At 40.0% G+C, this 26,430-nt stretch carries 19 protein-coding genes; 8 read left to right on the top strand and 11 right to left on the bottom strand.

What is annotated here, in order from left to right; all coding sequences use genetic code 11:
• Positions 1 to 53 precede the first annotated feature (53 nt).
• A complete protein-coding gene (locus CA2015_RS03970; RefSeq protein WP_048640726.1) occupies positions 54 to 2,828 on the bottom strand; it encodes a T9SS C-terminal target domain-containing protein in 2,775 nt (924 codons plus the stop codon).
• 494 nt (positions 2,829 to 3,322) lie between these two features.
• Here CA2015_RS03970 and CA2015_RS03965 point away from each other — a divergent pair, with 494 nt between their 5' ends.
• From CA2015_RS03965 to CA2015_RS03935, 7 genes are all read left to right on the top strand, one after another.
• Positions 3,323 to 4,006 carry a succinate dehydrogenase cytochrome b subunit gene (locus CA2015_RS03965; RefSeq protein ID WP_048640725.1) on the top strand — a complete coding sequence of 228 codons (684 nt, stop codon included), beginning with the start codon at positions 3,323 to 3,325 and terminating at the stop codon, positions 4,004 to 4,006.
• Positions 4,007 to 4,053: 47 nt separating this feature from the next.
• Positions 4,054 to 5,988 carry a fumarate reductase/succinate dehydrogenase flavoprotein subunit gene (locus CA2015_RS03960; RefSeq protein ID WP_048640724.1) on the top strand — a complete coding sequence of 645 codons (1,935 nt, stop codon included), beginning with the start codon at positions 4,054 to 4,056 and terminating at the stop codon, positions 5,986 to 5,988.
• A 29-nt stretch (positions 5,989 to 6,017) separates the two neighbouring features.
• On the top strand, positions 6,018 to 6,767 hold the full coding sequence (locus tag CA2015_RS03955; RefSeq protein ID WP_048640723.1) for a succinate dehydrogenase/fumarate reductase iron-sulfur subunit: 750 nt from the start codon (positions 6,018 to 6,020) through the stop codon (positions 6,765 to 6,767).
• A 205-nt stretch (positions 6,768 to 6,972) separates the two neighbouring features.
• A complete protein-coding gene (locus tag CA2015_RS03950; protein ID WP_048640722.1) occupies positions 6,973 to 8,382 on the top strand; it encodes a sodium:solute symporter family protein in 1,410 nt (469 codons plus the stop codon).
• A gap of 33 nt (positions 8,383 to 8,415) precedes the next feature.
• Entirely contained in the window at positions 8,416 to 8,856 is a 441-nt protein-coding gene (locus tag CA2015_RS03945) for a GNAT family N-acetyltransferase (protein ID WP_048640721.1), read from the top strand.
• Between the two features lies 1 nt (position 8,857).
• Positions 8,858 to 9,928 carry an alanine racemase gene (locus tag CA2015_RS03940; protein ID WP_048640720.1) on the top strand — a complete coding sequence of 357 codons (1,071 nt, stop codon included), beginning with the start codon at positions 8,858 to 8,860 and terminating at the stop codon, positions 9,926 to 9,928.
• 164 nt (positions 9,929 to 10,092) lie between these two features.
• Entirely contained in the window at positions 10,093 to 10,677 is a 585-nt protein-coding gene (locus tag CA2015_RS03935) for a porin family protein (RefSeq protein ID WP_048640719.1), read from the top strand.
• Between the two features lie 77 nt (positions 10,678 to 10,754).
• On the opposite strand, the gene CA2015_RS03930 is transcribed toward CA2015_RS03935, so the two are convergent.
• The 5 genes from CA2015_RS03930 to truA all read right to left on the bottom strand — a co-directional run bounded on the left by CA2015_RS03930 (position 10,755) and on the right by truA (position 15,882).
• Complete coding sequence (locus CA2015_RS03930; RefSeq protein WP_048640718.1) at positions 10,755 to 11,648, bottom strand: carbohydrate kinase family protein; 894 nt, start codon at positions 11,646 to 11,648, stop codon at positions 10,755 to 10,757.
• Positions 11,641 to 12,984, bottom strand: a complete 1,344-nt coding sequence (locus CA2015_RS03925) for a sugar porter family MFS transporter (RefSeq protein WP_048640717.1) — start codon at positions 12,982 to 12,984, stop codon at positions 11,641 to 11,643. The genes CA2015_RS03930 and CA2015_RS03925 overlap by 8 nt, the downstream gene beginning before the upstream one ends.
• Before the next feature lie 260 nt (positions 12,985 to 13,244).
• Positions 13,245 to 13,940 (bottom strand): hypothetical protein, encoded by a 696-nt coding sequence (locus tag CA2015_RS03920; protein ID WP_048640716.1) that lies wholly within the window; start codon positions 13,938 to 13,940, stop codon positions 13,245 to 13,247.
• Between the two features lie 355 nt (positions 13,941 to 14,295).
• Entirely contained in the window at positions 14,296 to 14,817 is a 522-nt protein-coding gene (locus CA2015_RS03915; RefSeq protein ID WP_048640715.1) for a DUF4494 domain-containing protein, read from the bottom strand.
• Between the two features lie 273 nt (positions 14,818 to 15,090).
• A complete protein-coding gene (gene truA, locus CA2015_RS03910) occupies positions 15,091 to 15,882 on the bottom strand; it encodes a tRNA pseudouridine(38-40) synthase TruA (protein WP_048640714.1) in 792 nt (263 codons plus the stop codon).
• A 209-nt stretch (positions 15,883 to 16,091) separates the two neighbouring features.
• Here truA and CA2015_RS03905 point away from each other — a divergent pair, with 209 nt between their 5' ends.
• Positions 16,092 to 17,600: a sulfatase family protein gene (locus CA2015_RS03905; RefSeq protein ID WP_048640713.1), complete on the top strand. Its 1,509-nt coding sequence runs from the start codon at positions 16,092 to 16,094 to the stop codon at positions 17,598 to 17,600.
• Positions 17,601 to 17,769: 169 nt separating this feature from the next.
• Here the strand turns inward: CA2015_RS03905 and CA2015_RS03900 are convergent, their stop codons facing one another.
• The 5 genes from CA2015_RS03900 to CA2015_RS03880 all read right to left on the bottom strand — a co-directional run bounded on the left by CA2015_RS03900 (position 17,770) and on the right by CA2015_RS03880 (position 26,120).
• Positions 17,770 to 18,390 carry a hypothetical protein gene (locus CA2015_RS03900; protein WP_048640712.1) on the bottom strand — a complete coding sequence of 207 codons (621 nt, stop codon included), beginning with the start codon at positions 18,388 to 18,390 and terminating at the stop codon, positions 17,770 to 17,772.
• Between the two features lie 72 nt (positions 18,391 to 18,462).
• The gene (locus CA2015_RS03895) at positions 18,463 to 19,809 is read right to left on the bottom strand and encodes an enolase C-terminal domain-like protein (RefSeq protein ID WP_048640711.1); all 1,347 of its coding nucleotides are present in this window, start codon (positions 19,807 to 19,809) and stop codon (positions 18,463 to 18,465) included.
• Between the two features lie 56 nt (positions 19,810 to 19,865).
• The gene (gene dgoD, locus CA2015_RS03890; protein WP_048640710.1) at positions 19,866 to 21,134 is read right to left on the bottom strand and encodes a galactonate dehydratase; all 1,269 of its coding nucleotides are present in this window, start codon (positions 21,132 to 21,134) and stop codon (positions 19,866 to 19,868) included.
• 311 nt (positions 21,135 to 21,445) lie between these two features.
• On the bottom strand, positions 21,446 to 22,984 hold the full coding sequence (locus CA2015_RS03885; protein WP_048640709.1) for a SusD/RagB family nutrient-binding outer membrane lipoprotein: 1,539 nt from the start codon (positions 22,982 to 22,984) through the stop codon (positions 21,446 to 21,448).
• 4 nt (positions 22,985 to 22,988) lie between these two features.
• Complete coding sequence (locus CA2015_RS03880; RefSeq protein WP_048640708.1) at positions 22,989 to 26,120, bottom strand: SusC/RagA family TonB-linked outer membrane protein; 3,132 nt, start codon at positions 26,118 to 26,120, stop codon at positions 22,989 to 22,991.
• Positions 26,121 to 26,430: the final 310 nt, after the last annotated feature.

Below are 26,430 nucleotides of genomic sequence, written 5' to 3'. Positions count from 1 at the left end.
CCAAAGATATCTTATAGCTTTATTCAATGGACTTTTGATTTTTTAACTTGTCTTTATTTCAAAAGTTGGATGGTGCCTTTGATTTTCTTCTGTCGCTGTGTTTCATCCAGGACATCGAATATGACAATTGCTTCATAGTAATAGGTGCTTGCTGGAAGTTCATTCCCATTTAGATCTTTTCCATCCCAATTGATATAAATATTGTTCTCGGAAGCTTGTTTGCTATTGTAATCATGAACCAATCCTCCCCATCTGTTGTAAATCTTTATGGCTACAGCCTCAACAAATCTAGGACATTTGGCATAAGGGTTGTCAAATGCTTGGAAAGTTTCATTGACATTGTCTCCATTTGGTGTAAATACATTAGGTAATTCGTAGTAAGGACAATTGTCAATGCAAACAATATTGCTTGGCTCGCTTTCATTTCCTGATCGGTCAATGGCTGTGATGTAATAGCAGCCTTTTAAATCAGTTAGGCCTTCTATTCTGGTTTCATTGTTTATTACAGATACATCTTTAACAAAATTGAAAGTGCCTTCTTCTCCAGTTTCTGAGAAATAGATTTTATAACCATTCAACTCGGTATCACAGTTTCCTGAAAAGTCGGGTACCCAACTAAGGTCATGATAGAAGTCGCTGAAGTTACATGGCTTGTCGGCTAAAAAAGCCTCGCATTCAGGTCCTTCATAGGAAAGTACCGGAGGGCAAGGTAATCTGTCATCATCAGGTTTTGCACATACGATTTGAGATTTGTTCGCCAAAGGATATTCCAATATATCTAAATTGTAATCCCCATTTGTAATCACATAATAGCAATACTCTTTGTCGGTATCCAAAGGAATGCCATTGTGACTTCCATCATCAAGGAATACAAATCCTTGCTGGGTAACATCCACCTGACCTATTAAGACAAAATTGTCTACTTCATTGGCATTCGGATCTGTTCTGTTCCTATAGATAAGATGCGGGTATTTGTCAACTTCATTGTTCCAGGAAACCGTAAAGTCCCATTTTAACTCAATGGCTTCGTTGATGATCGTTGGTTCTAGACGAACAGAGGATGCTGAATTTGAGGAGTCAGTCTTTACTCCCTGAGACAATAGAACTACCTGGTAATTGTAAACCAAATTCTCCGTGTTGAGATTGGTGTCGGTAAACAATGTATCACTCGTGGTAATTATTGAAGTGCGGTCATTTGTTCCTGTGAACCCTTGACTTCTAATTAGTTCATAGGTGTATGGCCCAGGGTACAATTGCGTGTCAATGTCATAAGGAGGGGTCCATTTCACTAAAATTTCTCCCTCATCAGTACTGGTTTTCTCTACACTCACATTGGTGATAAGAGGCACATCAACGTCTATAGTGATGCAAATTTCGTTAGACACATAACTCTCCCCACTTCTCGGGGCTGGAAAGGCTGCTACTAATCGGTAACAGTAGGTATTTCCAGGACTTAATCCCATGTTGTCATTGTTGTCCAAAAAGTCTACTTTATCCATTGATGTGGTGCCCACTAGCTCATATCCTGATCTGATTCCAGTTTCACAAGAGTCGGGTTGGTAGTTGTCGCTATTGATCCTTCTCCATACCTGCATGGTTTCAGCCGTGTTGGCACAGGTATATGGATCCCATTCTAATTTTACTGAACGGCCTTGTTGTTGCTCAATACTAAATGGACTTGGAGGTGGAGCTACTACAGTAATGTTCCATGTTTTAATGTCAATCAATGAGGGTCCTGAATCAGGGTCATCTGCTATTCTTACCCTTACTTGATAGGTTCTAGCTCTGACATGATTGCAAACCGTCTGCCATCTAAAACTGACCACACCTGGTGAAGATTGAAATATGGAAATAGGGTTGTAACTCGCTGGAGATGAAGTGATTTCAATTGGGTCTCCAAAAACTTCTATTAAAATAGGGTCCCCATCAGGGTCCATACCTTGGAAGATTTCTGTAATTTCAGTTCCTGCTTCTACACAAATGTCATCAGGCATTATCAATTCTGGCCTGCGGTTGTCCGTGTTTTCTATAATGATCTGCATGTCCCGCAAAACATAGCCAATTCTGGTCCATTCACCAGCTACCATGCGCCACTCTTCTATTCGAAAAGCTATATTGTATTGACCGGCAATACCAGGAGCATCCCAAATCAAATCCCCGGTAATAGGGTCCAATTCCAATATTGCTGGTGTAGAACCATCTTGTTTGGTAAAGCTAAATTCACCTGAAGCAGGACTTCTATAGTTGTTTACTTGTCGCTGAAAGGCTTGCTTAGGGATGTCTAACACATAAGCCAAGCTGTCCCCATCAGGGTCATAAGCTCCAGGGTTATGGATATAGGTCTGATTTACAGCCCCATTGTCTACAGGAGCTATTGTGAGTACTGGTGAGTTATTGACACCTAAAAAGGGGTCAATATTTATCATAGTTTCAATATAAAACGGAGTGTCTACAGACTGGTCCATGTTCAGCGTATTGGCATTCCTGTTGAACTCCATAAACCGAATGGTGTAATTTCCAGGGCCCTGGTAAGTATGGGTGATTACAAAAGTGTTTTTTTCAATGTCATTCCCTAGATTTTCAGTACTAGTAATGTCACTTTCGGTATTGAGGACCTCAACTCTTCCATCTCCAAAATCAATTTCTCCAGGACCAAAAACCACAGAAGATCTTGTGTCGGTATACCCTACTACAGTGATTTTATAAGTCAATGTTTGAGTAGACACCCTTTCGGCAATGATTTCTCCTGCTCGAATGTGGGTGGCCTGGGAAGAGGCTGAAACTAGCATTAATGCCATCAAGCCCAAAAGAAAATAGCAATATTTCATATTATGATTAATTTCAGCGCGTTGTACTATTCAGGTTTATAGGGAATTAGTTCCAATACCATTAAGGTGCAGCGGTTCAACCCCCATCTCATAGGAACAAAACGTTTTTATTTTTTCAATGGTTACCCTAAATTATATCTTTATAGTGAATTTTTCATTCTCTATACTGTTTAATTATAGAATGTATTGTTATAAAACCTTCTCAAAAGTGTTTTTAAATCTAAACTACATGGTATTTGAGCGATTTAGTGAGCCTTCAAATTCTAAACAAAATTACTTTCATGTCAAATGAACTTTTTTTTTTTAAGTTCATAGGCTGAATGCCAGAACAAAAAGGGAATAGCCTAGTTTAAACATTCAGAAGCTAATTTTATTTGGGTTTATTTAGAACTAATTAAAATAAGATGATTGACAGTTGATTGATTGTTTGCTATCGATTACAAATGTAAATTTGGCGTCAATATAAAGATCAAACCGTAATAACGAAAAATTATATGAGTTGGGTATCTAAAACCTTAAATAGTACGCTGGGCAGAAAATTATTAATGGCCCTGACGGGATTATTTCTTATTTTGTTTCTGGTAGTTCACCTTGCGGGGAACTTGCAATTAATCATTCCAGACGGAGGAAAATCCTTTAACATTTACGCTGAGACAATGGCCTCGAATCCATTGATCAGAATTGTATCAATTTTAAACTTCGGTTTTATTCTTCTTCATGCGGTCTATGCCGTTATCCTTACCAAGCACAACAAAAAATCAAGACCGATTGGTTATGCCGTAAGTAAAGCTTCAGAGAATAGCTCTTGGAGTTCTAGAAGTATGGGTATTCTCGGAACTTTGATTTTGATTTTTATCCTGGTTCACTTGAGAGGTTTTTGGTATGAGTTAAAGTTTGGTGAAGTGCCAATTGCTACCTATGATGGTGTGAGTTACAAAGATAGCTTTGCCATTGTATCAGCGGCCTACCAAAACATCTTTTATGTAATTTTCTATGTTGTAAGTATGGGGATATTGGCATTTCACTTATCCCACGGTTTTGCCAGTGCTTTTCAAACTTTAGGAATTAATCATAAGAAATACACCCCTTTTATCAAAAAATTAGGATTGGCATTTGCCATTATAGTACCAGCATTATTTGCATTGATTCCCATTGTGATGTTTATTCAGGGAAGCTAAGGAGACTAAAATTCAAGAAATTAAAGGGAAATTAAATTTGAATATTGATGAAACTTGATTCAAAAATACCCAATGGTCCTTTGGCTGAAAAATGGACCAACCATAAGTTTAATGTGAAATTGGTCAATCCGGCCAATAAAAGAAAATACAATATTATAGTAGTAGGTACTGGCTTGGCTGGAGCTTCTGCTGCAGCCTCACTTGCTGAGTTGGGTTATAATGTTCAGGCTTTCTGTTTTCAGGATAGCCCAAGAAGAGCACACTCAATAGCCGCTCAGGGAGGTATCAATGCTGCTAAGAATTATCAAAATGACGGTGATTCTGTTTACCGATTGTTTTATGACACCATAAAAGGTGGCGATTATCGTTCAAGAGAAGCTAATGTTTATCGTTTGGCGCAGGTATCTGTCAATATTATTGATCAGTGCGTGGCCCAAGGAGTTCCTTTTGCAAGAGAATACGGTGGTTTGCTTGCCAACCGTTCCTTCGGTGGTGCTCAGGTTTCCCGTACATTCTATGCAAGGGGCCAAACTGGGCAACAATTACTATTGGGAGCCTATTCGGCACTAAGTCGACAGGTAGCCAATGGTAAGGTGAAGTTATATCCTCGTACAGAAATGATGGATGTAGTGACCGTCGATGGCAAAGCCAAAGGAATTGTTACAAGGAATCTGATTACAGGAGCGATTGAGTCTCATAGTGGAGATGCTGTCTTACTTTGTACAGGAGGTTATGGGAATGTATTTTTCCTTTCAACCAACGCTATGGGATCAAATGTTACCGCTGCCTGGAGAGCACATAAAAAAGGAGCTTACTTTAGCAACCCTTGTTATACACAGATACACCCTACTTGTATTCCGGTTTCCGGGGATCATCAGTCGAAGTTAACCCTTATGTCAGAGTCCTTAAGGAACGATGGCAGGGTATGGGTACCTAAGACGGTAGAGATGGCTGAAAAGTTAAGGAAAAAGGAAATAGCACCTAAAGACATTAAAGATGAGGACAGAGACTATTACCTTGAAACAAAATACCCTTCTTTTGGTAATTTAGTACCTAGGGATGTTGCTTCTCGTAATGCGAAGTACGTTTGTGATGAAGGAAGAGGTGTAAACGAAACAGGCGAAGCAGTATTCCTGGACTTCAGAGACGCCATTTTACGTGATGGAGAAGATGCGGTAAAAGGCAAATATGGTAACCTGTTTGATATGTATGAGAAGATCACAGGAGAAAATCCATACAAAACACCGATGAAAATATACCCAGCTGTTCACTACACTATGGGCGGTCTTTGGGTAGATTATAATCTAATGACAAATGTGTCAGGATTGTACGCACTTGGTGAAGCCAATTTCTCCGATCACGGAGCCAATAGATTGGGAGCTTCTGCACTTATGCAAGGTTTAGCTGACGGTTATTTTGTTATACCTTACACGCTAGGTGATTATTTGGCTGGAATTCCAAATGAAAAGGTTTCGGTTGATCATCCTGAGTTCAAGAAGTGTGAGGATGAAGTAAAAGCGAAAATCCAGAAATTATTAAGTATCAATGGTAATAAAACAGTAGATCATTTCCATAAAAAATTGGGTAAGATCATGTGGAACCATTGTGGAATGGCTAGAAATGCTGCCGGACTTACCAAAGCCAAAGAATTGATCAAAGAATTGAAAAAGGAATTCTGGTCGGATGTGAAAGTTTTGGGTACAGGAGAAGAGCTTAACCTTTCTTTAGAAAAAGCACACAGAGTGGCAGATTTTCTAGAATTGGGAGAGTTAATGGTGGTTGATGCGCTTCATAGAGAAGAGTCTTGTGGCGGTCACTTTAGAGATGAACACCAAACGCCAGAGGGCGAAGCTTTGAGGGACGATGAAAATTTCGCCTATGTAGCTGCTTGGGAGTATGCAGGAGAAGGGAAAGAAGAAGTCTTGAATAAAGAGGAGCTTGTTTTTGAAAATGTTAAGCTTACACAGAGAAGCTACAAATAATTGATTGAACCTATAAAATTCATCATAATATGAATCTTACATTAAAAGTGTGGAGGCAGAAAAACCCATCTGATAAAGGGGGCTTTAAAGATTATAAATTAAGTGGAATTTCTTCAGACATGTCTTTCTTGGAAATGTTAGACGTTTTGAATGAAGACCTTTCAGAAAAGGGAGAAGATCCTGTTCATTTTGATCATGATTGTAGGGAAGGAATTTGTGGCATGTGTTCATTGTATATCAATGGGCAGCCTCATGGACCAACACAAACAACCACCTGCCAATTGCATATGCGTTCTTTTAAGGATGGAGATACCATCACTATAGAACCTTGGAGAGCCAATGCATTTCCAATAATCAAGGATTTGGTAGTGGACAGAAGTTCTTTCGATAGAATTATTCAGTCTGGAGGTTATGTATCTGTCAATACTGGTGGTGTACCTGATGCAAACGAGATTCCTATTCCAAAAATAATTGCGGATGAGGCTTTCGATTCGGCTACATGTATTGGTTGTGGGGCTTGTGTAGCTGCATGTAAGAATGCTTCGGCCATGCTTTTTGTGTCTGCTAAAGTTTCTCAATTGGCCTTGTTACCTCAAGGAAAAGTGGAGAAAAGAGAGCGCGCTGAGAAAATGGTCGCTCAGATGGATAGTGAAGGATTTGGAGCTTGTACAAATACAGGCGCATGTTCTGCAGAATGTCCTAAGGAAATTGACCTAAGCAATATTGCGAGACTAAATAGAGAGTATTTCGCAGCGTCTCTGAGTACAGAGGAAAGTTGAAATTTACCACATTGAAATATTAAAGACCGGACTTCCGGTCTTTTTTTTGCTATACCATAATGAATATTAAATGTTTAACCCGGATTATGTAATAGAATGTCTATTGCATATTTCGGGTTTAATTTATAGTTCTTGTCTAAGGAGCTAGGTTTTGTGAGATATTTTTTTATTTATAGGTAGCAATTAATCAAAAAACATATACTAAATGTCAATTATAGATTTATCTATTTTTATTGTCTACATGCTATTGATGCTCGGTGTAGGCTTTTATTTTATGAGAAAAAATACTGGGCAGGACGACTATTATGTTGGTGGTAGAAATATAGGGAGCTGGCATATTGGGCTTTCTGTAGTTGCCACTGATGTAGGCGGTGGCTTTTCAGTTGGACTAGGTGGTTTGGGTTTCATGATGGGGCTCTCAGGTAGTTGGATGTTGTTTACGGGGCTGTTGGGAGCTTGGTTAGCCGCAGTATTTTTGATTCCCAAAGTAAGGGCCAATCCTGCTTTTGAAAAATTTTACACCTTGCCCCAGATCTTTCAGCATTTGTTTGATAAAAAAGTAGGAATCGCTGCTGCCATAATTTCCTTTGTGGGTTATCTTGGGTTTACTTCCTCTCAACTTCTTGCAGGAGCCAAATTAGCTTCTGGTACCTTTCCAACCTTAGATTTAAACATGGCCTTACTTATCATGGGCATCATTGCAGTGGTTTATACTGTATTGGGTGGTCTTAAAGCTGTGATATATACGGATACTATACAATGGATTGTGTTAATGGCGGGCTTTATATTTATAGGTTTGCCGGTCTCTTATTATCATGTTGGTGGATGGGAAGTTATTAGAAACACCCTTCCAGATGAATATTTCTCTTTGACCAATATAAAATGGCAGGATCTTGCCAATTGGGGCATTACCATACTACCGATTTGGTTTGTTGGGATGACCCTTTATCAAAGGATATTTGCTAGTACAGACGTAAAGTCGGCCAAGAAAGCATGGTTTATTGCAGGTTTGTTTGAATGGCCTATCATGGCTTTTATGGGTGTGTCTTTAGGTCTTTTGGCTAAGGTCGCGTTTGAACAAGGACTTATTGTAGAAGGTCTTGAAACGTTGGATCCGGAAATGGGATTACCTATTTTATTAAGTACTGTTTTGCCTCCGGGTATAATGGGGTTGATGATGTCTGCCTATTTTTCTGCAGTGCTTTCTACGGCTGATTCTTGTCTTATGGCTGCATCAGGAAATCTTACTACCGATATATTCGGTCGATTTTTGAAGACAAAAAACGATCAATACGTAATGCGGATGAGTCAGTTCTTTACATTGCTCATTGGAGTTATTGCATTAATTATAGCCTTACAAATGACCAATGTGTTAGAACTCATGTTATATTCCTATGCTTTTATGGTTTCCGGATTATTCGTTCCCATTATTGCAGGCCTTTTTTGGAACATGCGCTCTCCCATGGCTGCCTTGGTATCCATGGTGATAGGGGGAGGAACAACAGCTGTTCTGTCTGTTTTGGAGCTTTCACTGCCATTTGGTCTTGATCCCAACTTTTTTGGGGTATTTGCATCTTTAGCAGTGTTTTTGCTTGTATACAAGATTAATAATTGATTAGTTAAAATTTAATTAAAATATAAATCATAAATGTTTACCTTAGAAACACTATCGGCCATTGACAATGCCACCTATCTGCAAAAACTTGAAATTGCTGACTTTTTATTTGAGCACCTTGATCAATATGGTGACCCCAAAGAGGATATCATGCGCTGCCTTGATTATGCACTAGATCAGGCAGGAGATAAAGGTGGTTTTTCTGTTATGGCCAGAGAAGAAGGGAAATTAGTAGGGGTTGTAGTTGTCAATAAGACAGGTATGTCTGGCTATATTCCTGAAAATATCCTTGTTTATATAGCAGTGGATGCCTCACAAAGAGGTAAAGGCGTAGGTAAAAAGCTAATGAAAACAGCCATTGATATGGCGCAAGGGGATGTCGCCCTTCATGTTGAGCCGGATAATCCTGCAAAATTTCTCTATGAAAAATTGGGTTTTGAGAATAAATACTTAGAAATGAGATTGAAAAAATAATATGGCATTCTTAAATCTATATAGGGGCAAGCTGAAATCAAACTTTGAATTTTTGAAAAAAGAGTTTGAGGAAAATGATGTGTCATGGGGTATTGTGTCCAAAATTCTTTGTGGTAATCGAATGTACCTACAGGAGTTAATTAATATGGGGACCAATGAAATTCATGATTCCAGAATAAGCAATCTGGCAAAAATTAAGGAGTTAAATCCTGATGTTCAGACTGTTTACATCAAGCCTCCATCTAAAAGGAACCTGGGAGATGTGGTAAGGTATGCGGATGTAAGTCTTAATAGTGAATTAAATACCATTAAGTGGATTAGTGAGGAAGCCGTAAAGCAAAATAGAAGCCATAAGATTATTATTATGGTAGAAACTGGAGACCTTCGCGAAGGAGTCATGGGAGACCATTTGCTGGATTTCTATGCGGGAGTTTTTGACTTGCCTAATATTGAAGTGATAGGTTTGGGAACTAATTTGAACTGCCTAAATGGTGTACTTCCTTCGGCGGATAAACTGATTCAGCTTTCTCTTTACAAACAGATCATTGAGCTTAAGTTCAATAAGAAGATACCTTGGGTGTCAGCAGGGACCTCGGTTACCATCCCGCTTATGCTTCGCAAGCAATTGCCTAAGGGAGTTAACCACTTTAGAATAGGGGAGACCCTATACTTTGGCGTTGATTTGGTTGAGGAAAAAACCATTGAGGGAATGCATGACAATGTCTTTGAACTGTTTGCTGAGATCATAGAAATGCAAGAGAAGCCTTTGCTTCCCACAGGAACATTGGCCTCGAATCCTCAAGGAGAGGTGACAGAAATAGATGAATCTCTTTATGGGCAATCCTCCTTCCGGGCAATTTTAGATTTGGGTTTACTTGATGTAGATCCGAAATACCTTTTACCTGATGATGGGGCATTCGAAATTCTGGGAGCCAGTTCTGATATGATCATTATTAATTTGGGTGAAAATCCTAAAAATTACAAGGTTGGCGACCTTATTAAATTTCAACTCAAATACATGGGGGCTCTAGCCATTCTCAATTCCAGTTATATTGAAAAAAGAGTTGTTTGATCTGACTTAATCAGCCAAACAGCAAGGATGAAATATGGGGAAATATTGTGTTTTACCTGAGTTTAAATGGTTGGTTCATTTGTGTTATATTAATATTTGATTAATAAATAATCTCTGGCATAGAATTGGTATCAATTAAAACCTAAACCAATTATTTTATTACTATGCACAAACTAGGACTATTACTATCGTTTCTCCTGTTGGGGACAGTGGCCGTACAGGCGCAAAATGAATCAGGATTTGGAGTAAGAGGTGGAGCAAATTTCTTCACCTGGGGTGGATCGGATGTCAGTAGCAATGACTACAACAATCGAGTTGGCTTCCATGCAGGATTTTATGGAAATGGATTTATTTCCGATCGGTTCTCAATTGAGCCAGGGCTGTATTATTCTGTGAAAGGAACACAAAATGATGATATGGTCAATTCCAGAGCTGTATTGGATTATGTTGATTTGCCAGTATTGTTTAGGATTTACGCTACAGATGGAGTGAATCTATTTTTTGGTCCACAGGCTTCTGTTCTAGTAGGTTCAAGCTTTGAAGCTGATGCCTTAGGGAATACTTATGGTTGGGATACTGACAATATAAGTGATTTTGATGCGGCTGTGGTCGTAGGCGTTGGGTATAATTTACCGAAAGGTCTTAATCTTCAAGCTAGCTATGATTTTGGAATTAATCCCGTATTCAAAGACTCGGATGCCTCAGTTTACAACAGAGGATTTAAATTATCCGCCGGTATTAGTTTCTAATTAGAGGTAAGCTAATTACTTCTTCAGGATGTATTCACCTTCTGAAAAATAAAATGAACCCTTTGGAATGGCTTATCTCATTCGGAGGGTTCACTGCTTTTAATTGCAGCAATGTCTTCATCGTTATATTGAGGTGTTCCTCCATTGAAGGTGGCCACCAATGCCCCTAAAGCACAGGCGAAATCAAGAATTTTTTCGGGTGATTCCTTCGCTAGATATTTGCTGACAAAGCCAGCCAAAAATGCATCTCCGGAACCCACAGTATCTTGCACTTTAACAGGGTAGCCAGGATGTTTGATGATTTCTCCCTCTTGATAGATAGCCGCTCCTTTACTTCCCAGGGTTATGCACACCAATTCAAAAGAAAACAGCTCACTTAATTTTTCCAGGGCTGCATCCATCTGGTTAGGCAAGTCATAGAAATTGGCAAGCAGGGTAAGCTCATCCTCATTTATTTTTAATATATCCGCTTTGGTCATAAGTCGATCCAATAAATCTGCGGTATAATAAGGAGGACGAAGATTGATGTCGAGAATTTTTAATACAGGAGTCTCTAGAAGTTTGAAAAGCGTTTCCTTGCTTTCTTCTTCTCTAGCTGCTAGTGAACCGAAAATTATCGCATTGACATTCCTTGCTACTTTCTCAATGTCTTCAGTCCATTGAATATGATCCCATGCTACAGGTTTTACAATTTCATACTTGATGTTCTCCTTGTCCTGATCGTCTACTATTACACTTCCTGTGGGATACTCCTTGTCTACCTGGATAAGCTCCTGGTTTAACCCATACTTTTCTGTAAATGCCAGTAATTTACGGCCAGGTTTGTCATCTCCAACCTTAGAAATCATTTTTACATCTAAACCAAGATGCTGAAGATGTAAGGCAACATTCATAGGTGCACCACCAGCAATGCTTTCTTTAGGGAATACATCCCACAACATTTCACCAAAACAGATTATTTTTTTAACCATTGTCTTTTACAAATTCTTTTTGAATTTCTTCAAGTGAACGACCCTTAGTCTCTGGCATTTTAGTAAATACCCATACCAATTGCAACAACATCATTAATGCAAAGAAGCCAAAGATGACCATTGGACCAAATTGGTTGGCCATTAGAGGGAAAACATTTGCGATAATGGCAGCCAAAATCCAGTGGGTGAAACAGCCCATAGATTGTCCATGTGCACGGAGTTCATTGGGGAAAATTTCAGAGATGAAAACCCAAATGACAGCCCCCTGTCCAACAGCATGTGAAGCAATAAACATGAAGACAAATATCGGCAATAAAGAACTATTGATCTCTGCACCGGAGAATGAAAAGGCAATTAGAAGTAAGGATACAATATATCCGAATGAGCCTATGTACATTAATTTTTTTCTACCGATCCTATCAATTAGAAATAGCCCTAACATGGTGGCAACTATATTTATTACACCGATCCCCACAGTTGATAGTAAGGCACTTTCAGCACTGATTCCTGCCATATCAAAAATTCTTGGAGCAAAATAGATGATGGCATTTATTCCTGAAAGTTGATTGAACAATGCGATGAAAATTGCGAGCATTGTTATTTTTATGTATTTCTTATTGAACAAGGCCATAAAACCTACCGTAACCTTATTAAGCTTTTTCTCTTCCAGGGCAAGTCTAACGGCTTCTTCCACACCTTCTGGATCTGTCTTTTTAAGGATTTTTTCTGCTTTTTCAAAATCACCCCATTTAGCAATCAACCATCTTGGGCTTTGAGGTACTCTCAATACCAAGAGTGTATAGATTAAAGCAGGAATAGCCTCCATACCTAGCATCCATCTCCAGCTGTTTACTGCTATGTTTATATCGATAAGGTAATTTGATAAATAAGCCATTAGAATGCCAAAAACCAGATTGAATTGATACAAAGCTACTAACTGACCTCTGTTTTTTGCAGGTGAAATTTCACTGATGTACATCGGGGCAACTACTGAAGATGCTCCTACACCCAATCCTCCTATAAAACGGAAAATCATAAAAGAATAAATCTCTGGAGCTATAGCAGATCCTAGAGCGGATACAAAGAAGAGTATACCTATCCAAATCAATGATTTCTTTCTACCATATTTGTCTGCAGGGATTCCTCCGAATAGGGCTCCTATAACGGTTCCGTATAAGGCGATTGCAATTGCGAGTCCATGACTCCAATCACTTAAAGACCATAATTCCTGAATCTGCCTTTCAGCGCCGGAAATAACAGCAGTATCAAATCCAAACAAAAAACCTCCCAATGCAGCTACAAGGGAGAGAAACAGGACATAACTATTAATTTTCATAGGTTATCTGGGTGTGAAGATTTTTTAAATCTAGAAAGTTATGGGCTTTTTTAAAAATATATTCTGAATTTAAATTGAAATGGATTTGTGAAAGCTTTATTTATAAATCCTTAATTAAACATTCTCTCTCCAGTTAGATTGTTCTAAGCGGCAGCTTAACCTTCGGGCAGTTTCAAAGTTTAATTTATAGCCTTAGGAGATCTCCATAATAAACCTACTCGTTTTATTGCATACCGTTGGTGGTTTAACAAGCTGCTGAATCAATACTTGTAACCTATGTAAATCCTATAATAAAACTGCAGTTGCATCAACATGTCAGCTTTGATTCGTTTCTGTTGTAAATCATTACCATCTAGTTGGCCGAAGGGACTGTATATAAAAGTTGATTCCAAACCAATGTCAGCATTGGATTTCAATTCCTTAAAAATGCCAACGCGGAAAGGAATATAAATTCCTGAGTCCGATGCATCGTAGGTCTCTGATCTTCCTCTTGGGTCATTTGGAATAATCCTTTCATCCCTACGGTCGGCGTAGAAATACCCTAGCCCTAAACCTGTATAAACTTTGATTAATGAAGGGATATACCCGCTTAAATTTGGATTGATATGGTAAATAGGCATAACGTCTCCATAAAAAACATTTCCAGAAAAGGCATGAGGGAGGTTTGCGGCAGCAATTACATCGATTTGCTCTTGATTGTAATGATCCCCGCTATTTATCATCTGCCAGCCTAATGTTCCTTTGAGGTCAAAGTAAGGGGTTAGTTTCTTATGGTAATCAACTGAAATGGCTGGTAATACCTTAAAATTGAATTTGCTGTGTACCCCTGTGTTGTCCCCATACATAAAAGAAGGGCCAATTCCAATCCCAAGCCTATCAGTACGGTCATCCTGAGCCACGACTGAATTGAACGTCAATAAAATAATACAAACTAAAAATGTTAATGAGCTTTTCATCGCAGTATAATTTCCTTCTAACCAATTCGTAAGTTAATAATAACTTATTAATATATAAAGTAATATGTATTTCGTAATAAACAAAACAATTTTCATTTAGAAATTGTTGCTTTTCGATTTATATACGTCGATAGTGCCTGATCCAGATCTGCATATGGTTGAGAAAAGCATTGAAGCCATAAGGTGACCTTTTGTAGATTTTCTTCGAAGAATGAATTTGGGAAGGTTCCCTCCAAGTTTCTAGTCGTATACCAATTAGTCCCCCCATACCTGAAAGCTATATAGGTAAAAAAAGGAGATGGCTTTTTGGCCATCTCGGGTATGATTTATAAAGAGAAGAAGTTCTTGACCTTGCTTAGGATTGGGTTTCTTCTACATTTTCACTTTCATTCTCTACCTCTGATAAAGGTTTTAAATTATCGGGAATAGCGGGATTTAATTCCTCATCATCCTTTTCGTAAGGGAAAATTTCTACGATTGGGCTTTCTGAAATATCAGGAACATTAAAGCTTACAAGCATATTGTTCAGACTTTCATAGATACGGTCGTAGGCTTCCTTGAGGTTGTGGGCTGTTACCAACATGTATTGGGTAACCTTTTTCTCTTTACCACTGTCTGCATCGGCTACAATATAGGTGATTTTACATTTATGCCAGACATCCACATCATCGAAGAAAAAGACATCTACGATATTGCTTTTACTAATACTGGTAACTTGAAAATCTCCTCTGATGACACTTCCTAGCATGTCATATATCCTGGCTTCAGCCTCTGTAAAGGATACTGCATCTACTAGGTATTGTTCTGAGACATTTTTGAGAAGTCCCTCCTCATTTTCCTTGGCATACTTTACCTTACACAAAAACCATGTTCTCATAACTGTATTACTTCTTAACGATGAAGTTACGAAGGTAATCTGAAATCCTAAAAACAAAAAAAGCTTTGGAAGAAATCAAGCAAATTTGATTGAATTAATTGTTGTGGCCACTCAGGGTCATCCAAATAATACAGGTGAAAAGACATTGAAAAACAGTTAGAAGTACTTAATTCAATACCCTGACATGGTTTATGCAATAAGCTTTTTATTCAATTTATAATTTTCGGATTTGTAAGAAAAGAACAAGTAACTGCTTGGGTTTGTAGATTTAATTCAAAATAAATTGTCTTTGAAAACAACTTTTTCAAGAATTAAGCCATTTGCTGGTGCTTTTCCGCAAAACGGAGTTTTCTCCTGGCTTTGAAGTGCATATTTTAAATCAGCTAAAGTTATATCACCTTTACCTAGTTGGAAAAGTGTTGCCGTCATCCTTCTTACTTGATGCATGAGAAAGCCTTCCCCAATAATCCTGAATACCTTTACGTTTTTTTCAGGTAGGAAAAAATGGTTTTCAGGAGGCGTTTCGATTTTGGAGTGGATTATATTCCTTACGAAATCATCGGTGTTTTTGCCTTGGGTGCAAAATCTTCTAAAATCATGTCTTCCTTCAAATAAGGCCGCCCCTTCCTGCATGATGTTTAAATCTATCTTTAAGCCAGCATAGGCAACCGACCCTGCATACATGGGGTGTGGTTTTTCACCATAGGCGAAATAATAGCCATAACTTTTACTGGCAACATCCTGAATGATGTTGAAAGCATACGTGGATTGAGCAGCACTCAAGATTTTTATGTCAGAAGGGAGGGATTCATTTAAAGTGGCAATGTATTCCTCGGGATTGATCTCATGGCTTAATAATAATTCAAAGGCTCCATAAAGACAAGAAACACCTGTGTCAGTCCGGCTTGAACCCAGTATATTGAAATCTTCGTGCTTAAGTACAAATCTGAAAGTTTTTTCGAGTGTACCCTGAATGGTTTTAAGACCTTTCTGAACTTGCCATCCATGGTAGCGGATTCCCAGGTATTGTAAGCGAAAGACATATTTAAAAGGCTTTGTCTGCATGGTGCAAAGCTATAAATTGAGCGATAAATTGCCAACTATGACTAGGAAAGGATTGCACTCAATTTTGGCAATGCCCTAATTGTAAAATGGAATATACCAAGTTTTTAATTATCTTGGATTTCTAATTAATAGCCATCATTAGGTCTACTTTATCGAAGAAAATGCCAGGTGCTTACTAACAGTAAAAGAATAAAAATAACCCAAAGAAAATGACCGTAAATAAAATTAAAGCCATACTTGGGGCAATATGTTTATTGCTTTCTACATCCATTACCTACGCTTTTCAAGAAGCGATTGAAAGGCCCAATATTTTGTTTATTTTAACTGATGATCAGGCGCCATGGGCTTTTGCTTCCTCGGGGGATCCCAATGCTTATACACCGAACTTGGATAAACTAGCAGCAAAAGGAGTGTCTTTTCGCAATGCTTTTACCACCACTCCGGTATGTAGTCCTTCACGGACCAGTATAATGACAGGGCGTTATGCCAGTGAATACAATATTTTGGATTTTATAGTAAGTCCTAACCATAGTAAATTGACATTTGATCCTAATGTGAATGCCGGACTTGATCCTAAGAGTATCACATTTGCTGAGATGCTTCAAAAAAATGGCTACCATACAGGTTTGGTAGGGAAGTGGCACTTAGGAGACTGGTCAACTGAAGATGGGAAGCAATACCATCCCAAAAACCATGGCTTTGATTATTTCTCAGGTCTTTTGGGAGGTGGGACAAGTCCTGAAAATCCTGAATTGGAAATAGATGGGGAAGTAAAAATTGTAAAAGGTTTGACCACAGATATTTTGGCAAACGAAGCTATCTCTTTTATTAAATCCACAGGTAATTCCCCATTTCTTTTGTGTTTCAATACCCGTGCCCCACATTCTCAATGGTTGCCTGTAGCGGATGAAGATTGGGCACCTTTTCAAAATATGGATCCCATCTTACCGAATCCGGGCTATCCAGACCTTAACATTGCAAAAGCCAAAAGAAAAATGAGAGAATACCTTGCCAGTACTGCCGGAATGGATAGGAATGTGGGTAGAGTCCTTGCAGCACTTGAAGAAAAAGGCCTTATGGACAATACCATAGTTGTTTTCATGTCTGACCATGGTTACAATATGGGGCACAATGGCATAGAACATAAAGGGAATGGAAAATGGATTACAAAAAACATCCCCGCTGCTACTTCCAATATTAATACCGGCTATCGACCCAATTTATTTGATAACTCTATAAAAATACCTGCCATTGTGTACTGGAAAGGAGTGACTCAGGCGGGAAGAAAGATAGATCAAACTATCTCGGTGCTTGATATTTACCCTACGCTTCTTGAAATGGCTGGAGTTGGGCTTCCTTCTGAGACTGAACATAAACTCAGAGGTCGGAGCTTGGTTCCTTTAATTAAAGGAGAAGAAGTCGCTGATTGGGACAATGATTTTTATTCTGAATACAGTATGGTCAATTATGCGACTTCCTTTTTAAGAAGCTACAGGACTCCAGAATGGAAATTGGTAAGGGACTTTATGGACCCAAAAAGAGATGAATTGTATCATATCGCCCTCGATCCCGAAGAAAACATTAACTTGATCAACGACTCTAGCGAAGAGGTTCGGCAAGTAATTGAAGTTCTCCACCAAAAAATATTAACTAAAATGAAAGAAATTAACGATCCGTTATTGAGCGAAATTGAGGTGGATAAAGCGTATTTCAGGTAAGGGGTTTGTGTAGAGGAATATAGTGTGATCTGTGATTTAGTGATGTGGTGGTTCTCGCTTGATCAGATGAGATTCGATCATACTTTTGCACTATTGGTTTTTTATTTTTCATCCCTCCTAAAAAACAATACTCAAAATAGCTATTGCCTATATGGGTTCATAAATAAGGTTAATCTTCGAATTGTAAAATAACGTCTCTTTTTTTCATCTCCCGATGCAAAGATAAAAAAGCATCGGTTCCCCCAAACCAAGAAAGGCCTTCTTTTTTAGCTAGTTTGGTTGGTTTCGTTTTCAAATAGGTGTGCGAACTACTGTGTGGCCAATCTGAAGGGTCCTTTACAAACCCATGGTGTACCGGGTTATTGTGAATATAGGCGATCAAGGCTGTGAAATAATTGTCCGAATCTATAAGCTTTCGGTGAAAACGTGTAATAAAGAGATTGCCTTTTCTATTGAACATTTTGTTGTAGGCTTGTGAGTACGCGTTAAAAAGATTGGAGAATTGTCTGCTGAAAAGTGTAGGAAGATTGATTCCTTCGAGGGTTTGAAGCCTTTGAAGGGGGCCTGTTTTTTTCAACTCCTCTTGCCGTCGAAACCTTATCATCAAGTGAAGGTGATTGGGCATAAGGCAATAAGCGAAGGTATCTCCAATTGGATAAATGTATTTTGAGTATTTCTCGAGAAAATAACGGTAGTTTTCCTTGGAGCGGAATAGGTTTTCGTTTCCAGTGGCGTGTGTCCAGATGTGATACATACGTTCAGGCTCCAGTGGTATCCGTGGATCGGGCATTTTTCGCTTCTATTTTAATAGCCCTCCAAGGGTTCAAAAACCCTTGGAGGGCTGGTTAATCGTGATGTTTCTTTAAGGCCGAATAATCGTCCCATCAAACTTCCTTACAGTCCAGCGAGAATTGGTGTGCATGGGGTATTTGGCGGCCAGCTTTTCGTTGATGTCAACACCCAAACCTGGAACTTCATTTACCCACATATAGCCATCCTTCATCGTAGGTGATCCTGGGAAAATCTCTCTGGATAAATCCGATATTCTGGCAGCTTCCTGAATGCCGAAATTCCAGATGGCAAGGTCTATGTGTGCATTGGCCGCATGACCTACCGGAGACACATCTCCTGGGCCATGCCAGGCAGTTTTTATACCATAAAATTCACCCAGTCGAGCCACTTTCATGGCTGGAGTAATTCCGCCAATCTGGGAAATATGAATTCGGATATAATCAAACAATCGATTGGTCATAGGCTCTTTGAATTCATTGATATTATTGAACAACTCACCCATAGCCAAAGGGACGGTAGTGGCATTTCTTAATTGTTTGAACCATTCCATCTGTTCGGGAGAGAAAGGGTCTTCAATAAAGAATGGATTGTATGGCTCCACACTTTTGATGACGTTAATGGCGTCTATGGGGTCTAGTCTTTCATGAATGTCATGCAGTAGTTCGACTTCCTCTCCACATTGCCTCCTTACGGTTTCAAATAATTTGGGCACATCCTTTCTGTATTTGCCCTGATCCATGTACTGGTCTGTGTTGCGGGCAAAACCTTGTTTTTTAAAGTCTGGTTCGCCGGAAATCCCTGCCCCGCCATAACCTCCTTGCTGAATCCTTACATAACGGTAACCCTCCTCCATATAGGAGGAAACCTGATTGGCCGCTTCCTCTGGGGTGTTGCCGCTTGCGTGGGTATAGCATGGAATGGCAAACCTACATTTTCCTCCTAGCAATTGATAGGTAGGCATGTTGGCGCGTTTGCCTTTAATGTCCCATAAGGCCTGGTCAATCCCACTGATGGCATTGTTGAGTACTGGTCCATTTCGCCAATAGGAACTTACAAAAAGCGACTGCCACATGTCTTCGATATTGTCAACATCTTTGCCTACGCAAAAATCCTTAAGGTATTTTTCTATGGCGGTTATTACTGCAAAGGCCCTTTGGGTAAAGGTGGCGCAACCTAGTCCGTAAAGACCTGGTTCGGAGGTTTCTACTTTTATTACGATTAGGTTTGATCCACTTGGAGCTAGGCCTATGGCTTTTACATTGGTGATAGTCAAAGGGGGGAGCCCGTTGAGGTAGGCTGGTTTTTCTTTTTCAGGTGCTGCCATTGCTTTTGGGTACATTCCTAGCATTCCTGCCATGGTACCTAGCCCCAGTCCTTTGATTAAATTTCTTCTTGTGTTGTTTTCCTTTACTTTCATTGTTTATCGACTATAAGATTTATCGTTTCTGTTTTATATTGCTTGATTGGAAATTCCTACCAGTCCACCACTGATCCATCCCTTGGGTCATAGGATTGAGGATTGGTCCAGTCGTGGCCTATCTTGTCTTGTAAGGCATCCTCGTCCAACTCAATACCTAATCCCGGTCCTTTTGGAATAAGTACCGTGCCGTCTGATTCCAGCTTAAATGGTGTTTTTAGATAGCCTTCTCCCAATGAAACTTGTTCTTGTACCAGGAAGTTGGGTACGCTAGCCGCTAAATGCAGGCCACAAGCCAAGGAGATAGGGCCCATAGGGTTGTGTGGAGCGATGGCTGCATAATAGGCTTCTGCCATCCCGGCAATCAATCTTCCCTCTGTCAATCCACCAGCATGACAAAGGTCAGGCTGAACTATGCTGGCAGCACCTTTTTCTAAAATCTCTCTGAATCCCCATTTTGTAAAAATTCTTTCTCCAGTGGCAATAGGTAAATGTGTTCCTCTGGCTATTTCTGCCATCACATCCACATTTTGTGCTTGACAAGGTTCCTCTATAAACATGGGTTGGTACTGTTCCAATTCTTTGATGAGTACCTTGGCGGTTTGTGGGGAGATAGATCCGTGGAAATCTATTCCAATATCCATCTCCGGTCCACCGGCTTCTCGAAGGGAGGCGAAATTGTCCGAGGCATATTGGATGAAAGCTGGGTTCTCCACTATTCTGGCAGGCTGTTTTTTAGCTACACCTGTTTTGATTACGGTATAACCTTCCTGCTTTCTTTTTTTCATGTCTTCGGCATTAGAGGCTCGGCCGTATATTCTTACCCGGTCTCGGGTAGGTCCTCCGAAAAGCTCATAGACGGGCACACCGAGCAGCTTTCCTTTAATGTCCCAAAGTGCATGATCAATGCCGCTTAGGGCTGAAGTCAGGATAGGACCTCCTCTATAAAAAGCATGGCGGTAAATCGCTTGCCAGTGATGTACCACATGTCTAGGATCCTTGCCGATTAGGTATGGTTCTAATTCTTTAATGGCAGTTTGTATGGTTAGTGCTCGGCCTTCCAGTAAGGGTTCGCCCAGTCCTACTACACCAGCATCTGTATGGATTTTTAGAAAAATCCAGCGTGGTTTTACTAAAAACGTTTCTAGTTTGGTGATTCTTACTTCGCCTGCCTTGAAGTTGGTTGGGCTAGGTTTGTCAGCATAAGAAGAAATTGGAAGGAGTAAGCTCGTTCCTGCTAGTCCTAGAACTGACTGGATGGCATTTCTCCTAGTCACAGGTCTGGTGGCTGGTTTTTTTATGACTTTTTTTTCTGTTTTTTTCATTGATTATTGGGTTGTTGTTTAAATCTTTGTTTTGTGAAATTATTGCTGGGTTTTCCTTTTGAAGCAGTGTGATGCCTAAATTCTTGTCCGAGCAAGCTTCAAAAAAAAAATAAAGCATGGTTTGTACTCCTGTTTTGTGGTTAACTGCTGCACTTAAGTAATCTTCTTCTTTTAGTGAATATTAAGGTGTAAAAAGAAAGCTAGAATTTAGTGTACAAATTAAACTATTAAAAACCTTCTGTGGAATAAGTTTTGGTTTTTACTAAAAAAACGAAGCGTACCTGCCTAATTAAGACAGGTACGCTCCCTTCTTAAGGTTGATCCCACCAAACTCTTCGATCCAGATTGTTGGGGCCTTGTCTGCTTATAGCTTCCTGTAAATTGGAGCGGTTGACTACTGTTTCAGAGTCAGGATAAGGCATACTCCTGATAAAATCTCCAGTGATTTCAGATCCTGCATAAGGGTTGGGCTCCAATGTTGGGTATCCGCTTCTTCTGAAATTGGCAAATAACTCTGATCCGTCTAGGAAGGCCGAAATCCAATATTCAGTATTGATCTGTTCCAAAGCCGTTTCACCTACTAGGGGGTGGTTGGCGATATACGTTTCGGCATCCTGCTCCGAAACAGTGGCTTCCACATCATACAGTGCCATTTGCTCCATATTTGCCCTTATTCCCTCTTCGTAATAAGTGGAGGCATCGCCTTGTACCCATCCTCTTACAGCTGCCTCAGCCAAGAGCAGTTGGTTTTGGGAATAGGTGAGGAAAAACTGGGGAGAGTCCACTTTTAAAACTGTGTAAATATTTGCTTGCGTATAGTCCCAAAGGCTTACCACGCCCGTTTCAGCTGAAACACTGTTGATGGAAACATCATCGTGGCCCATGGGCATGCCTATTTGTAGGTCCGGGTCTCGGGTTATTCGGCTTATTGTTTGACTTGGGCCATTGGTAGCTCCCACATGTCTGATGGCAATGGATACCAGTCTAGGGTCCTCATTGTCTTTAAGGTGATTGACAAATGGTTCAGTTAGGTAGTAATTGGCCTTTTCCCTTGCTCCCAAATGAACGCCTAGGTAATTGTTAAAGATGGAAGTGTTGCGAAGTACGGCATTTTCCTCATTGGAAGAAATCAAACCTCCAGCCACGGCCTTAGAAACATAGGTTTCAGCAGTGGAGGGGGCGACTTTGGTTAGTCGCATGGCGGCACGCAACATTAAAGAGTAGCCGAATTTTTTCCATTTTAAAGGATCCCCACCATATAAGATTTCACTTGTGGAAGATGGTTTGGAAGGGTCTAGGCCTGCTGTGGCTTCTTCCAGTTCTTTCAATAGGTCCATATAAATGGTTTCCTGACTGTCATATTTTGGCGTGACTATTTGCTCTATGAAACCTTTGGCTCCTTCAAAATAAGGGATGTCCCCATAGGTATCTGTCAATACCATATAAGCATAGACTTTCCAAATCCTCGCTGAATGATACAGGTTGGTGTTTTCTGGGTCTACCTTGCTTTTTTCTACCGCATCTACCGTGTTCTTTAGGACATTGCGGTAAGTGTTAATCCATATATGTTGTGAATTGGACAGGTTCAATTGGTTGTAATTGGCTCCGGCTAGGGAGCTGCCAAAAGGGGTGATAATTTGTTGTACAATTCCAAAGTTATAGGAGAGGTCTTGCAAGGAGCTCACCCCATCTCTATAGCGCATGTCAAGAATTCCCTGATTCAGTAAGAATAGCGGGTTTAAAGTAGTTGGGTCAACCAGGTTGGTATTGATTTCATCAAATTTCTCATCACAACTGAAGAATCCCACTGCCATAACCAGGCTCAAAAGGTATTTTGTTAGCTTTTTCATGGTTTTAAAATTTTGCGTTTAGGTTAAATCCCAGACTTCTGGTAGGGGGTAAGGCAGGCCAGAAATCCATGCCATTGGCATTGTCAGAGGTTACAGAAACGTTTTCAGGATCCATGTTTTGGGTCCATTTTTTCAGGATCAGCACATTGTTGGCTACACCACTTAGGCGCAATTGCTTGATGAAGAGTTTGTCCGGCAGAAGTTTTGTGAAGTCGTAACTCAGTGAAACTTGACGAAGCTTCCAGAAACCGGCATTGCTCACCCAATCTTCATTAATACCTAACACGTTGGTTGTTTCGTAAAAAGGCTGAATCAAAGATTGAGTGGTATTGATTTCTCCGTTAGGGTTGACACCATCACCCACCACATAACCCTGATCTCTGCCATCAAGGGTGTTTTTATGTAATCCATGTCGTAGGAAGTTTTGGTTTCTACCTGCGATCATCTTGTGTCCCAGTTTGAAGTCAATCAAGGCGTATAAACTCAATCCTTTATACGTGAAAGTGTTAGAAATCCCTCCAAAGTATTTAGGCAAAACGGAGCCCATGTTTTGAGGTTCGTCATTTCGCAATGGTCGCCCACTGTTTTCATCAAAAACCATTCTACCCTGATCATCTCTCAGGTAGGTAAAGGTGTAGAGCTGACCAATTGGTTGGCCAACTACCTGGCGAAGAATTCTTCCTCCTCCAGAGCTTACGGTGATCATGGTGTCGGCTTCAGATACACCTAGTTGTAAAACTTCTGAGGTATTGTAAGTGGCATTAACACTTGCGTCCCAGCGGAAATCCTTGGTGCGGACAGGTGAGCCCGATACCAGAACTTCCAGTCCTTTGTTCATGCTTCTGCCAATATTTACCAATTGATTGGTGAAACTGGAAGCATCGGAAATCTGGGTAGCAAGGATCTGATCGTTGGTTATCTTGTGGTAGTATGCAAAATCAAAATTGATTTTCTCGTCAAATAACCTTAGTTCCATGCCAATTTCAGTTTCCTGAACTCTCAAAGGTTTTAGGTTAGTATTGGGTACAGTGCTGGCATTGACTCTTCCAAGTGGAGAAGGTAGCCCGTCGGGGTTTGGGAAAAGGTTATTGTCTACCGCATAAAATAGGGCATTGGAATAAGGGGAGACATTGTCATCGCCCACTTCCGCATAGGCGACTCGTAATTTACCGAAATACAGCCATTCGGGTAGGTTTTGGAAAGCTTGTGAAAACACAAAACTCGTTGCGGCAGAAGGGTACATAATGCTTCTGTTGGCTGGTGCTAAAGTCGAGAACCAATCGTTTCTTGCCGTTAAGTTTAGGAAAAGCCATTCTTTATAAGAGAATTCTCCCAGTCCATAAAGGGAGTTGATCTTTTTTTCAGAAAGGCTGTACAGAGGGTCTTTTACCCTACCATTCATTACTGTGTACAGATTAGGGATTACAAAATCTTTTACCGCTACACTGTTGTAGTCCATTCTAACATAGCGCTGGTTTCCACCGAAGGTCAGGTCGATGTTGAAATCCCCAAAAGTTCGGTTGGCTCCAATTAAAAAATCATGGTTGGTTTCCCTGAATCTTCTGGTGTCTTGGGTGAAACTGCCATTGACAAAGCCTGCAGGTGCTGGTGGTATTGGGGCGTAGCCATTGGGAGTGTTGTAGTCATTGTCTCTGACATAAAAATCCATGGAGAGGCGGCCCATAGCATATAGCCAAGGGGTAAATTGGTAATTAAGGGATACATTACCAATAAGGCGGTCTCGTTTCACATTGTCAAATCGCTTAGAGGTGGAGTAGTAAGGGTTGTTTCTAACGAGAAATCTTGCCATTACTATTTCATCTCCGTTTGGATAAGTGATATTGTTTCTCAATGCTTCAAAAGGCATGGAGTTGGCCAATGTCATGATCACGGTTGCCGAGGAAAAATCCTGGGCATTGACCTGTGGCGGATTCTGGTTTGCTTCATGGGAATAATTGGCATTTCCGGAAGCCGTAAGCTTAGGTGTGATGTTTTGGGAAAAGCCCAGATTGATGGTTTTCCGATTTAACTTTGAGTTAGGGACAATGCTTTTGTTGTCTGTATTGGCAAAGGAAAGGCTGAAGCCGCCATTGTCTCCACTATTGGAGACGGTAACTGTGTTGGTCCAGTTGGTTCCTGTGTTGTAAAATTGTTTGATTCGGTCGTATACAGGTTCGTAGGGCCATTCTTCATTGTCGAAAAGAATTTGTGTCATTCCCTGCTCAAATTTTTCACCAAAACTCCAAACTCCAGAAGTGGGGTAGGCGGTAGTGGGTCTAACGCCTCCTTCTCCTTGCCCATACTCATATTGGAAATCTGTGAAGTCAAGTGGTGTGTCAGTTGTAAAGTTGGAGTTGATCTCTACCCCTAAGCCTTTGCTGGAGTTTTTGCTTTTGGTGGTGATCATGATCACTCCATCTTTGGCTCGAGAGCCGTACAATGCGCCGGCGGTTGCTCCTTTTAATACTGTCAAGGTTTCAATATCATCAGGATTAATGCTTAGTAGTCCATCTCCACCGTCGGAGTTGTTCAATTGGCGATCACCAAAATTACCTCCAAGGGAATAGTTGGAGTTGTCCATGGGGACACCGTTGATGACTACCAGTGGATTGTTTTGCCCGCTAAAGGAAGATTGTCCCCTTATCCGAATTTTGCTTGTGCCTCCGGGGCCGGTGGACATGGAGGAAATGTTTACCCCTGCTACTTTGCCTTGAAGTGCATCTGCAAAATTGGGAGTTCGGTTGTCTGAAATGAGTTCTCCATCTACTGTTGTGGTGGAAAAGCCCAAGGTCTTGGCTTCTCTTTTGATTCCCAGGGCGGTAACCACTACCTCTTCCAGCCCAATGTCATTGGAGTAGAGTGTTACGTCAATGGTTGTTCGGTTTTGGATTTCGATGGTTTGTGATAAGTATCCAATAAAGGAAAAAATTAAAGTGGCATTAGGTGCTGCGTTTAAGGAAAACTTCCCATCAATGTCTGAGACAGTGCCCTGTGAGGTTCCGCTTATCATGATACTGGCACCTGGAATGGGTTCTCCATTGGTTTCCGTTACGGTTCCCGTAACATTGTTGTTCTGTGCGTAAATCTGGCCATACCATAGCATGGTCAGAAAAAGCAAAAATGCTTTGTTTTTCATAATTTAGGTTGTTTTGGGTTGAATAATATTTAATATATTTGGTAATTAACATGTTTGTATTCGTTGATTTATGCATTAAATAGGTAATTAATTAAATTATAATAATTTATTTGATGTAAAATTTGATGGAAATACTTTTAATAGCTGTTTTAATGATTTATTTTTATCTTTATTTTGTTATATAATTTATTAATTATTTAACCAATATATTAGTATTCATTAAAACAAACAATTTATGACTGCTAAAATGTATTTATTAAAATTAATATGATGTACTATTGTTAATTATAAGAATAAAATGGTTGAATAA

The sequence above is a fragment of the Cyclobacterium amurskyense genome (genome assembly GCF_001050135.1).
GTDB classification, from domain to species: domain Bacteria; phylum Bacteroidota; class Bacteroidia; order Cytophagales; family Cyclobacteriaceae; genus Cyclobacterium; species Cyclobacterium amurskyense.
The sequence above is the reverse complement of the archived record's forward strand: the minus strand, read 5'-3'. Positions and strand labels throughout refer to the sequence as shown.

Excerpts from the sequence above, each read along its gene's own strand:
- CA2015_RS03970 (WP_048640726.1), bottom strand. The coding sequence starts at position 2,828 with ATGAAATATTGCTATTTTCTTTTGGGCTTGATGGCATTAATGCTAGTT.
- CA2015_RS03965 (WP_048640725.1), top strand. The coding sequence starts at position 3,323 with ATGAGTTGGGTATCTAAAACCTTAAATAGTACGCTGGGCAGAAAATTA.
- CA2015_RS03960 (WP_048640724.1), top strand. The coding sequence starts at position 4,054 with ATGAAACTTGATTCAAAAATACCCAATGGTCCTTTGGCTGAAAAATGG.
- CA2015_RS03955 (WP_048640723.1), top strand. The coding sequence starts at position 6,018 with ATGAATCTTACATTAAAAGTGTGGAGGCAGAAAAACCCATCTGATAAA.
- CA2015_RS03950 (WP_048640722.1), top strand. The coding sequence starts at position 6,973 with ATGTCAATTATAGATTTATCTATTTTTATTGTCTACATGCTATTGATG.
- CA2015_RS03945 (WP_048640721.1), top strand. The coding sequence starts at position 8,416 with ATGTTTACCTTAGAAACACTATCGGCCATTGACAATGCCACCTATCTG.
- CA2015_RS03940 (WP_048640720.1), top strand. The coding sequence starts at position 8,858 with ATGGCATTCTTAAATCTATATAGGGGCAAGCTGAAATCAAACTTTGAA.
- CA2015_RS03935 (WP_048640719.1), top strand. The coding sequence starts at position 10,093 with ATGCACAAACTAGGACTATTACTATCGTTTCTCCTGTTGGGGACAGTG.
- CA2015_RS03930 (WP_048640718.1), bottom strand. The coding sequence starts at position 11,648 with ATGGTTAAAAAAATAATCTGTTTTGGTGAAATGTTGTGGGATGTATTC.
- CA2015_RS03925 (WP_048640717.1), bottom strand. The coding sequence starts at position 12,984 with ATGAAAATTAATAGTTATGTCCTGTTTCTCTCCCTTGTAGCTGCATTG.
- CA2015_RS03920 (WP_048640716.1), bottom strand. The coding sequence starts at position 13,940 with ATGAAAAGCTCATTAACATTTTTAGTTTGTATTATTTTATTGACGTTC.
- CA2015_RS03915 (WP_048640715.1), bottom strand. The coding sequence starts at position 14,817 with ATGAGAACATGGTTTTTGTGTAAGGTAAAGTATGCCAAGGAAAATGAG.
- truA (WP_048640714.1), bottom strand. The coding sequence starts at position 15,882 with ATGCAGACAAAGCCTTTTAAATATGTCTTTCGCTTACAATACCTGGGA.
- CA2015_RS03905 (WP_048640713.1), top strand. The coding sequence starts at position 16,092 with ATGACCGTAAATAAAATTAAAGCCATACTTGGGGCAATATGTTTATTG.
- CA2015_RS03900 (WP_048640712.1), bottom strand. The coding sequence starts at position 18,390 with ATGCCCGATCCACGGATACCACTGGAGCCTGAACGTATGTATCACATC.
- CA2015_RS03895 (WP_048640711.1), bottom strand. The coding sequence starts at position 19,809 with ATGAAAGTAAAGGAAAACAACACAAGAAGAAATTTAATCAAAGGACTG.
- dgoD (WP_048640710.1), bottom strand. The coding sequence starts at position 21,134 with ATGAAAAAAACAGAAAAAAAAGTCATAAAAAAACCAGCCACCAGACCT.
- CA2015_RS03885 (WP_048640709.1), bottom strand. The coding sequence starts at position 22,984 with ATGAAAAAGCTAACAAAATACCTTTTGAGCCTGGTTATGGCAGTGGGA.
- CA2015_RS03880 (WP_048640708.1), bottom strand. The coding sequence starts at position 26,120 with ATGAAAAACAAAGCATTTTTGCTTTTTCTGACCATGCTATGGTATGGC.